Source organism: Synechococcus sp. H60.1 (genome assembly GCF_047462335.1).
Classification (GTDB): Bacteria; Cyanobacteriota; Cyanobacteriia; order Thermostichales; family Thermostichaceae; genus Thermostichus.
Genome location: NZ_JANSJA010000274.1, coordinates 1 through 8,913, shown reverse-complemented (window position 1 = coordinate 8,913; position 8,913 = coordinate 1). Strand labels below are relative to the sequence as shown.

8 protein-coding genes are annotated in these 8,913 nt (G+C 60.8%); 2 read left to right on the top strand and 6 right to left on the bottom strand.

What is annotated here, in order from left to right; all coding sequences use genetic code 11:
* Window positions 1-35: 35 nt before the first annotated feature.
* Both NW852_RS12500 and pds read right to left on the bottom strand, forming a co-directional pair.
* Window positions 36-914, bottom strand: coding sequence for a phytoene synthase (locus tag NW852_RS12500; protein WP_414364436.1), 879 nt, complete (start codon window positions 912-914; stop codon window positions 36-38).
* 116 nt (window positions 915-1,030) lie between these two features.
* A complete protein-coding gene (pds, locus tag NW852_RS12495) occupies window positions 1,031-2,443 on the bottom strand; it encodes a 15-cis-phytoene desaturase (protein ID WP_414371785.1) in 1,413 nt (470 codons plus the stop codon).
* 171 nt (window positions 2,444-2,614) lie between these two features.
* On the opposite strand from pds, the gene NW852_RS12490 reads away from it, so the two are divergent.
* Entirely contained in the window at window positions 2,615-3,853 is a 1,239-nt protein-coding gene (locus NW852_RS12490) for a phosphoglycerate kinase (RefSeq protein ID WP_414371721.1), read from the top strand.
* 119 nt (window positions 3,854-3,972) lie between these two features.
* On the opposite strand, the gene NW852_RS12485 is transcribed toward NW852_RS12490, so the two are convergent.
* The 3 genes from NW852_RS12485 to NW852_RS12475 all read right to left on the bottom strand — a co-directional run bounded on the left by NW852_RS12485 (window position 3,973) and on the right by NW852_RS12475 (window position 6,534).
* Entirely contained in the window at window positions 3,973-4,323 is a 351-nt protein-coding gene (locus tag NW852_RS12485; RefSeq protein ID WP_011429224.1) for a DUF1257 domain-containing protein, read from the bottom strand.
* Window positions 4,324-4,447: 124 nt separating this feature from the next.
* Window positions 4,448-5,959 carry an AAA family ATPase gene (locus tag NW852_RS12480; RefSeq protein ID WP_414366568.1) on the bottom strand — a complete coding sequence of 504 codons (1,512 nt, stop codon included), beginning with the start codon at window positions 5,957-5,959 and terminating at the stop codon, window positions 4,448-4,450.
* Between the two features lie 203 nt (window positions 5,960-6,162).
* Window positions 6,163-6,534, bottom strand: a complete 372-nt coding sequence (locus tag NW852_RS12475; protein ID WP_414366567.1) for a hypothetical protein — start codon at window positions 6,532-6,534, stop codon at window positions 6,163-6,165.
* A gap of 175 nt (window positions 6,535-6,709) precedes the next feature.
* Between NW852_RS12475 and NW852_RS12470 the strand changes: the two genes are divergently transcribed.
* On the top strand, window positions 6,710-6,916 hold the full coding sequence (locus tag NW852_RS12470) for a hypothetical protein (protein ID WP_414366566.1): 207 nt from the start codon (window positions 6,710-6,712) through the stop codon (window positions 6,914-6,916).
* On the opposite strand, the gene NW852_RS12465 is transcribed toward NW852_RS12470, so the two are convergent.
* A complete protein-coding gene (locus tag NW852_RS12465) occupies window positions 6,913-8,745 on the bottom strand; it encodes an ABC transporter ATP-binding protein (RefSeq protein ID WP_414366565.1) in 1,833 nt (610 codons plus the stop codon). The genes NW852_RS12470 and NW852_RS12465 overlap by 4 nt on opposite strands.
* Between the last annotated feature and the right edge of the window lie 168 nt (window positions 8,746-8,913).

Here is an 8,913-nt window from a genome sequence, read left to right as displayed (position 1 = left end):
TGGGATCCGCAGTGGGAAACGGCTTGCTGTCACTACTAATAGCCGTAGTAGTTGGAGCGCCACCAGGCCACCGGCAGCGCCAGCGCCTTGCTCAGGGTGGACACATAGGCCCGAGTGCGAAACACCTGGTAGTGGTTGCGCTCGATGGCGTTGAGGATCTGCCGGTAGAGTATCAAAGAAGCGGCCACTGGCCAGCGGGAGTCCGGCTGCAGGGTAGGGATCCCTCGTTCCGCTTGGGCATAGAGCTCCCGAGCTCGCCGGATCTCGTAGTCCATCAGGGCCATCCAGCGCTCGTCGATGACATAGTTAAACAAATCCCGCTCTGAGTAGTTGAAGCGGCGCAAGTCCTCCAGAGGCAAATAGATCCGCCCGCGGCGGGCATCTTCCCCCACATCGCGCAAGATGTTGGTCAGTTGCATGGCAATCCCCAGGGCCACCGCCTCCTCGCGGCCATCCCGACCCGGCACAAACCCCATGATCTCCGAGCACATCAGCCCCACCACCCCGGCCACCCGGTAGCAGTAAACCCGCAGGTCTTCCCAGGTGGCGTAGCGCCGGGTGTCCAGATCCATGCTTTGCCCCCGTAACATCTCGCGGAAGGGCTCAATCGAGAGGCGGTAGGTGTGGATGGTGTGGATCAAGGCCAGGTCGGTGGGGGCTTGCGGCTCCCCCCCCTGGAACAAGGACTCCAGATGGGATCCCCACTGCTCCAGCTTGCTGCGGGTGACTTCCACCGCCGTCTGGCTGGCCTCCAGCCCATCCAGCAACTCATCGGTCTGCCGCAGCCAAGCATAGATGGCCCAGATGGCCCGCCGCTTGGGTCGAGGCAAGAGCAGGGATCCCAGATAAAACGTCTTGGCGTGCTTGGCCGTGATCTGGCGGCAGAGGGCAAAAGATTGCTCCAGCGGACTCATCGGGCTCATCTCCAGGGGCGCGGGGCCAGATGGGGACAGCGAGGGCACATCTCAACACTACGGGAAAGCGGACAGGCTGGATAGCCCCGACAGTCAGGTTGCTCCAAATGAGGCGATCAAACCCCTGCGGTTGCCAACCTTGAGAGCGCAGCCGCCGGGGAGGGGATCCCTTTGCTGATGGCCTCGGCTGCCCGCTTGCCGGAGAGGATGGCCCCCTCCATGCTGCCCAGGAAGGGTTGCAGGGTGTAGCTGCCCGCCAAGAAAAAGTTGGGGATGGGGGTGACCTGAGTGGGACGGTATTGCTGCCGGCCCGGTGTGGCCTTATAGACCGAGCGCGGCGTTTTCACCACCACCCATTTGCGCACCCGCGCCGGGTTGGGGCCGGTGAGGTGCTGGGGAAAGAGTTTTTGGAGCTCCTCCAGCGTGGCCGCGAAGATCTCCTCGTCGCTGCGGTCGATCCACTCGGCAGCCGGGGCCAGCACCAGCTCCAGCATCGAGCGCTCTGGATCCGCATAGCCGCGGCAGGTATTGCTCATGTCGGCATACACGCTCAAGAGCGGCGAGCGAGAAAACAGCGAGTGGTCGATGTGGGTGAGCTTGCGGTCAAACCAAATCTGCAGGCTGATCACCGGCACCCCTTCCAGCTCGCGCAGTTGCTGAAAATAGGGCAGTTCCCACCACCGGGCCGGCAGCAGCTCTTTGAGTGCATCCACCGAAAGGGCTGAGACGTAGGCGTCGGCGGTGACCTGAAGCGGCCCGGCAGGGGTGAGAAAGCGAAAGCCCGCTACACTGCCGTCGGGGTTGAGGTCGATGGCCTGCAGCGCCGCATTCAAATGCACCTGGCCGCCGCGGGCTACGATGGAGTCCACCATCGGCTGGCAAAGCCGCTCCGGCGGGGCGCCATCCAGGTAGGCGATCTTCGAGCCGTCCTTTTGGCGCAAAAAGCGGTTCAGGGCCGTCAGGGGCACCATGGCCGAGATCTCGTCTGGGTTGATGAAGGCCAACGCCTTGGAGACGGCGATAAAAATATCCGTGTTGACCCGCTCGTCAATGCCCTGCCGGCGCAGCCATTCTAAGAGGCTGTAGCGATCCATCTGCTCCACGTAGCGCTGGCCCCGCACCATGGCCGGCACTAGGCCCAGGGCAAATTTCACCTTTTCGCTCCAGGTGAGCATGTCGTTGTTGCGCAGGATGCCGACAATGGCGTTGAAGGGAGCAGGAATGTCCGGCAGGTCAAAGCGGGAGTAGGTGCCCGGCTTGTCCGGCTGGTTGAAGATCAAACTGTGTTCCTTCCACTGCAGGCGATCGGAGATGCCCAGCTCCCGGAACAGTTGCAAGGTGTTGGGGTAGGCGCCGAAAAAGTTGTGCAAACCCGTCTCAATCCAGTCACCGTCGGCATCCTTCCAGGCGGCCACCAGCCCCCCCAGCACATCCCGCCGCTCAAACAGCAGCGGCTGATGCCCGGCATCACATAGATACTTGGCACAGGCCAGCCCCGCCAGCCCTCCTCCAGCAATGGCTACACGCATGATGATGACAATGAGCAACATTATCTATTCTATTTGCAAACCGTTACAATCGCTCCAGCCACTGGCGGTGGGGAGAAAACCCGGAGAGCACTTGTTTCCCGCCGGGATCCGATCCCTGGTAGGATACGGGAGAAAAAAGCGATTCTCTTGGTTCCAGGGGGAGGGACGACGATGGCCAAACAAACACTGGGATCCCTGCTGTCATCCGGCTTTGATCTGACTGGCAAGCGTGTGCTGGTGCGCGCCGATTTCAACGTCCCTCTGGATCCCCAGGGCAACATTACCGACGACACCCGCATCCGCGCCTCGCTGCCCACCATCCGAGCTCTGGCCCAGGCGGGGGCCAAGGTTATCCTCACCAGCCACCTGGGCCGCCCCATCAAAAAAGACAAAGAGACTGGCGCCCTCCAGATCACCCGCGAGGGCAATAGCCTCGCCCCTGTGGCTGTCCGCCTTTCCCAGCTCTTGGGCCAGCCGGTGGCCTTTGCCCCCGACTGCATTGGCCCTGAGGCGGAAGCCGTGGTCAGCCGCCTGGAAAACGGACAGGTGGCCCTCTTGGAAAACGTTCGCTTTTACCCGGAAGAGGAAGCCAACGACCCGGAATTTGCCCGCAAGCTGGCCTCGCTGGCCGACTTGTTTGTCAACGATGCCTTTGGCAGCGCCCACCGCGCCCACGCCTCCACCGCCGGCGTCACCGCCTACCTCCAGCCTGCCGTGGCCGGCTACCTGGTGGAAAAGGAGCTGCAGTTTCTCTCCGGCGCCATCGAGAACCCCCAGCGACCTCTGGCGGCCATCATCGGCGGCTCCAAAGTCTCTACTAAGATTGGCGTCATTGAGCGGCTGCTGGAAAAAGTGGACAAGCTCCTGCTGGGCGGCGGCATGATCTTCACCTTCTACCAAGCCCAAGGGATCCCAACCGGCAAGTCTTTGGTGGAAACCGACAAGCTGGAGCTGGCCCGCTCCCTGATGGAGAAGGCCAAAGCGCGGGGCGTGGAGCTACTGCTACCCGTGGATGTGGTGGTGGCCGATAAGTTTGACAAAGACGCCAACGCCCAGACGGTTTCCATCCACCAGATCCCCGATGATTGGATGGGCTTGGACATCGGCCCCGAATCGGTCAAAGCCTTCCAGGCTGCCCTGCAGGGGTGCCAAACCGTAGTCTGGAACGGGCCGATGGGTGTGTTTGAGTTCGACCGCTTTGCTGTGGGTACAGAAGCCATTGCCCGCACCCTGGCCGACCTCACCCAGGCCGGGGCCATCACCATCATTGGCGGCGGCGACTCGGTGGCGGCTGTGGAAAAAGTTGGCCTAGCGGACAAGATGACCCACATCTCCACAGGCGGCGGCGCCAGCCTGGAGCTGCTGGAGGGCAAAGAGCTGCCTGGTATTGCCGCCCTCAGCGAAGCGTAGTGTAGGTTCCTGCTTGGCTCATCCAACCCAAAAGCAGCAAAAAAGTAGGGGCTGAGTTCAGCCCCTCTTTTGCTCTACTCGGCGCAGATGGCCGCAGCAATGGCGAGATCGGATCCGGCTTAGTGCATCACCACTTTAACGTTGGCGTTGTTCAAGCCAGGACGCTTCACCTCGGCCAAGGTCTTGTTGACGGCGTACTTCTGGTTGATGGAGTTGATCAACTCGGTTTGGTTGTGCTTCTTGGCCACGCCCCACAGATCGGCGATCAGGTCGTAGGAACCATCGGGGTTCTTGGACCAGCCCAGATCGTAGTCGCCCTCCAACTGGGCCACAATGTCGGCACGAACACGCTGACCGTTGTAGCCACGCACATCGGCGTTCAGCTTAACGGTGTAGCCGAGGTCGCGCAGGGAGTTAACCAGGATCTGGCCATCGGTGATCTTGGTGCGCAAGGTGCTAAAATGAGACATGGTGTTTCTCTCCTTTGTGTAGGGGTTGGAACATCAACAGAAACAATGGGCAACTTCTAGCGGGGAAGGGTTAGGTTTAGCCATCTCTGCCTCTGCCAAGGCACTTTTGGCCTTTCGCCTCCTGCTAGAACTCCAGCCGCTGGTACTCGGCTACAGAGGCTGCTGCAGGCCGAGCCCGCTGCTGGGCCCATTCCCTCAACGCTACCACTTGCTCCGTCATGGTGCGAGATAGCGGTTGAGTTGCTTTCGTTGCTGCCAAAATGTCCAGTTGCGTAAATTCACGGTTCTGGGCAAACGCTTCGTACATGGCAGCAATCAAAACTTGTTCGATCTCCGCGCCGGAGAAGCCCTCGCAGGCTGCTGCTAGCTGACGCAGATCAAAGCGGCTAATATCCCGTCGCCGCTTCTTCAAGTGGATCCGGAAGATCTCCATGCGCTCATTAATGTTGGGCAGATCCACGAAGAAAATCTCGTCAAAACGGCCCTTGCGCAGGAATTCACCCGGCAGGCGATCCACGCGGTTGGCCGTGGCCATGACAAACACCGGCGAGCGCTTCTCCTGCATCCAGGTGAGGAAGGAGCCAAAGATGCGGCTGGAGGTGCCGCCGTCGGAGTCACTGGAGCCTGCCGAGCCGGCGAAGGCTTTGTCCAGCTCGTCGATAAAGAGGATGGCCGGCGCCAGTGATTCGGCGGTGCGCAGAGCGCTGCGCAGGTTAGCCTCTGACTTGCCGACCATAGAGCCATCGTAGACCCGGCCCATATCCAGGCGCAGCAGCGGCAGGCCCCAGAGGCGGGCGGTGGTCTTGGCGATCAAGGACTTACCACAGCCAGGTACGCCCAGAATCAGGAGTCCCTTGGGCTGGGGCAAGCCGTAGGCACGGGCCCGCTCGGTGAAGGCCTCAGATCGCTGCAGCAGCCAACGCTTCAATTCCTCCAGACCGCCAACCGCGTCGATCGTCTCATCTTCTTCGATGAACTCAAGGATGCCGTTGCGCCGGATCAGTTGCTTTTTCTCAGAGAGAACGATATCGACCTCCGCCTCGCTGAGGCGACCGTGCATCACCACCGCCTTGCGGTAAACTTTTTCCGCCTCGTCCTGCGTTAGGCCCAGGGCCGCTTTGACCAGCTTTTCCCGCGTCTCAGGGCTCAGGGATCCGCCGCGGGGAAGCTGCTCCAGCTGGCGGTTGAGGGTGCGCTCCAGGGCGGCCATGTCTGGCAGGGGGAAGTCGACTACGCAAATGTCTTTTTCCAGCTCGACGGGAATCACCTGCACCGGCGACATGAGCAAGATGGTTTTGTGGGATCCCTTCAAGCTGGCGATGGCATCGCGCAGCCAGCGTTTGACTTCGGTGTTGTCCAAAAAGTCGTGCAGATCTTTGAAGACGCAGATGGCGGGATCTTTTTGCTCCATCACCCATTGAATAGCCGGCTGGGGAGATTGGGTGTTGTGCTGGGTGAGGCTGCGGGGGTTGCCGTATTCGACAATGCCGTGGGTAACCGTCCAGATAAACAGGCGCCGCTGCGGCTTGAGAGTGCGAGCGATCGCTGCCAAAGCTGCCTCCGCCCGTTCTTCCTCTGGGGTGACCAGGTAGAGCAGTGGGTATTGAGCTTGGATGAGAATGCTGAGCTCTTGCATGGGAAACACCAACTGCGCGGAGGAAAATCTGAACGAAACCGACAGAAAGAAGGGGAAACGGCGTCTAGAGTTTGCCTGTCTTCAAGGTATCTGAGATATCCTGGCTTGCTCCTTGTTAACTCTTGTTCTAAACCCCTCCTGTCTGCTCAAGTTCGCAAAGAGGCATACCTTTGAAATAGCGCAAAGAAACAGCGCAAAAAGCCTTAGCAGGGCACCAGCTCGTCTTGTCGTTGCTCTTCGGAGCCCGAGGCCGCTCCCCAGTATTCCGGCTCCACCTCTTCGAGGATGGCTTCAGAGGCGGACTGCTGGTGAAGCGAAACCACCTCTCCATTACGGATGACAAACGGATGGCTGCACTCAGGACAGCGGTGGACGCGGTAGGCGCTGCCTTGCACCCCTTCGATGACCTCCGGGTGCAGTAGGTAGAAGGTAAGGGCCTTCTCTGCTACTGCCGACATCGGCTCTCGCTCCACGGCAGCCCGAATCTTCAGATTCCGGTGCAGGTCAGGTGAGAGATACAACGTCACCTTTTGCTTGGCCTCTGCGCCTTCCACAACCTCTGGCCGCTGACTCATGGCTAACCGTTTCTCGTTATATGCCGGACTTGCGCCCCATGATAGCTAGTCTGCCGCCTTGACGGCAAGTTTTTAATAATCTGTAACGTTTTCCCGGAAATTGCTCAGGCTTGCGGAGATCCCTTGCTGGCGGAGTAGGCTAAGTAGGAGACTCAGAGCGGAACGAGCAGTCCCCATGGAACGCCTGATCAACACCTTCAGCAAAAATTTCTCCACCTGGAGCCGTCGGTTTCTGGTGCAGGCCGGCGACGGTTTGGCCAGCCTGAAAGACACGGCTCTAGATAACGGCAATCTGCTCCTCTGCAAAGCCCGCATCGCCCTTGCGGATGCCAGCTTCACCACCCTGCGGGCGTTTGGGTCTCGCTTCGGTTCTGGTCGCTAGCTGCCTAAATCTTGCAGCCGGTAGAGGTGGGCGTAGAGCCCGTTGCGGGCCATGAGCTCGGCGTGGGATCCCTGTTCTTTCAGTTCCCCTCGCTGCAGAACTAAGATGCGATCCACATTGCGGATGGTGGAAAGGCGATGGGCAATGATGAGGGCGGTGCGATCCCGCAGCAGAGTTTCCAGGGCGGATTGGATCAGGGCCTCCGTGCCCACATCCAGGCTGGCGGTGGCCTCGTCCAAGACCAAGATTTTCGGATCCCGCCACAGGGCCCGCACAAAGCTAATGAGCTGTTTTTGGCCGCTGGAGAGGTTGCTGCCCCGCTCTCGCACGGGGGTGGCGTAACCCTGGGGCAGCTCGCGGATGAGCTCGTGCAGGTGAAGTTGGCGGGCCACCCGCTCTACTGCCGCCAGATCCCCTGCCTCTCCCAGGGTGATGTTTTGTTGGATATCTCCAGAGAACAAGAATCCATCCTGCAGGATCACGCCCAGGTGGCGGTGCAGCTCGGCCTGGGGCAGATCGCGAATGTCCACGCCGTCGATGCGGATGCAGCCGCGAGTTACCTCGTAAAGGCGGCAAAGTAGGCGGATGATGGAGCTTTTACCGGCGCCGGTGGGCCCCACCAGGGCGACCTTTTCGCCGGGGCGGATGGTGAAGCTGAGGTCTTTGAGCACCCACTCGCCGGGGTTGTAGGCAAACCAGACCTGCTCGAACTGCACCTCCCCTTTGGCCGTTGGGGGCAGGTGGCGCGGCTGGACGGGATCCTGGATGGCGACGGGCAGGCTGAGGATGTGGTCGATGCGTTCCACGGCGGTGAACCCCGCCTGCAGGGCGGTGAACTTTTCCGCCAACTGGCGCAGGGGGTTGAAAAAGCGCTGGGAAAAGAGAATGAAGGCGTAGAGGCTGCCGAAGGTGAGGGGTTCTCGGGGTAAAGGCAGGGATCCCCCTCCGGCTGCCAGCACCTGCTGTCCGCCCACCCACAGGAGAGCGGCCACTGCCAGCCAGGCAACCCACTCCAAAACGGCGGAAAGGGCAGCGTCGTAGAGGATGGTCTGATCCACTTCTTGGATGTAGCGCCGGTTGATGGTTTGAAAAATCTCGCTGTTGAGCCGCTCCCGCCGAAACAGTTGCACCACGGCAATGCCCAAGACGTTTTCCTGGATCCAGGCGTTGAGCTTGGAGAGCTCTTCCCGCACGCGGAAGTTGGCATCGCGAAAGCGGCGCTGCAGCTCGACAACTACAGCGCTGGCCGGCAGGACAATGAGGATCAGCAGCAGGCCCAGATCCCAGCGCTGGCTGAGCATCACCACTGCGATCACCGCCAGGGTAAAGAGGTCGCTGACGATGCCGACCGCGCCGGTGGAAAACACATCCCCCAGAGCTTCTACATCGCTGGTGATGCGGGTAATCAACTTGCCCACCGGGGTGCGATCGAAAAATTGGGCCGGCAGGGCCAGCACGTGGGCAAAGAGATCGTTGCGGATGTCGCGGGTCATCAACTGCCCCAGCTTCTGGCTGGTATACCCTTCCAAGGCTTGAAAAAGCCAGCGGGCCAGCAGGGTGAGGATCAACAGGCCCGCGTAGGGCCAGAGGCCGGCGAGGATCCCACTGTTGCCTTGGGCGAGCGCTTGGGCGATGGGGCCGTCCAGGGCTCGCTGCAGGATCAAGGGCTGCACCGCATCGGCTAGGGCCAGGGGCGGCAAAAAGGCCAAGGCGGCCAACAACAGCTTCAGGTGCCGCCGGGCATAGGGCCAGAGCAGCCGCAGCAACCGCCAATCGCTGCGGGGATCCCTGTGGGAATCAGCAGCAGGAGGAAAGGTGGCAAGGCTCACTGACTCACACCCAAAGACGATGAAGGCAACTGATCTACTCTAAGCTCTCTCCCTGAAGAGGGTGGGGCCGCCCCCCCACGCCCCCCCCCAAAAAAAGGGGTGGGGGTGTGGGGGTGCGGCGCTGGGGGGTGTGGGTAGGCGTTATAAGAATGAGGTTTGTTGGTTGAT

What these genes read in the sequence shown, in the direction of transcription:
- NW852_RS12500 (WP_414364436.1), bottom strand. Translation starts at nt 914, where the DNA reads ATGAGTCCGCTGGAGCAATCTTTTGCCCTCTGCCGCCAGATCACGGCC.
- pds (WP_414371785.1), bottom strand. Translation starts at nt 2,443, where the DNA reads ATGCGTGTAGCCATTGCTGGAGGAGGGCTGGCGGGGCTGGCCTGTGCC.
- NW852_RS12490 (WP_414371721.1), top strand. Translation starts at nt 2,615, where the DNA reads ATGGCCAAACAAACACTGGGATCCCTGCTGTCATCCGGCTTTGATCTG.
- NW852_RS12485 (WP_011429224.1), bottom strand. Translation starts at nt 4,323, where the DNA reads ATGTCTCATTTTAGCACCTTGCGCACCAAGATCACCGATGGCCAGATC.
- NW852_RS12480 (WP_414366568.1), bottom strand. Translation starts at nt 5,959, where the DNA reads ATGCAAGAGCTCAGCATTCTCATCCAAGCTCAATACCCACTGCTCTAC.
- NW852_RS12475 (WP_414366567.1), bottom strand. Translation starts at nt 6,534, where the DNA reads ATGAGTCAGCGGCCAGAGGTTGTGGAAGGCGCAGAGGCCAAGCAAAAG.
- NW852_RS12470 (WP_414366566.1), top strand. Translation starts at nt 6,710, where the DNA reads ATGGAACGCCTGATCAACACCTTCAGCAAAAATTTCTCCACCTGGAGC.